This window comes from Oleiphilus sp. HI0066, from assembly GCF_001635725.1.
On the sequence record NZ_LWFH01000362.1, the window covers coordinates 1 to 757 of the forward strand.

The following is a 757-nucleotide window of genomic DNA, read 5'->3' on the forward strand; positions in this document are numbered from 1 at the left end:
CTCAGGGAGCTGGTCTATATCTGCTTGTGAAAGGAGTTCGTCGAGATAGCGGTGTGCTTGTCGCGCATTTCTGGCGGTATCTCGTTGGCCACGTTTGTGGCTATCAAGTTCCTCTAAGACGCGAAGAGGGATAAAAACAGTTTGTTCTTCGAATTTAAATATTGATTCAGGCTCGTGGAGCAGAACATTGGTATCAAGTACATAAATTTTACTATCGGTTTTTTTGTTACTTATAACCATCTTGAATTCCTTCGAAGTGAATGTGCATTTAGGTTTCGCGGCCCTCCGAGTTGTTTGCGCGCATCATTAACTTAGTTGAGTTGTTCGACAATAACTTTGAGTAAATCGTAAGTCGTAATGATGCCGCTTACGTCATCACCATGTTTTACAAATACTCTATGAAGGTGTTCGTTCATCATGAGTTTTGATACTTCTGTAATGGGAGTATCTTCAGGTACGGACACTAAGATAGGGGTCATGATGTCGTTAACTTCGACAGGCATATTGGCAAGGCCTTCGAAAATCATCATTCTTAAACGGCGAGCTTCTTGCTGCTCTTCTTCGCTCATTTCAGCTTCGTAGGGAGAGCTCGAGCCATCGAAATGGAATTCTGCAATATCTTTGAGCGTTGCAATGCCGATGATTTTGCCTTCATCGTTCGCAACAGGGCTACCAATAATATCGTTATCGCTTAGGAATTTCTTGAACCGTTCCATTGTCCAAGACTGCGGTACTGACTTTACGTTGGGAGTCATGA

At 42.9% G+C, this 757-nt stretch carries 2 protein-coding genes; both read right to left on the minus strand.

What is annotated here, in order from left to right; all coding sequences use genetic code 11:
- A partial coding sequence (locus A3738_RS05140; RefSeq protein WP_231876538.1) for a PIN domain-containing protein occupies positions 1-240 on the minus strand: 240 nt, incomplete at its 3' end.
- Positions 241-311: 71 nt separating this feature from the next.
- A partial coding sequence (locus A3738_RS05145) for an HPP family protein (protein ID WP_068763417.1) occupies positions 312-757 on the minus strand: 446 nt, incomplete at its 5' end.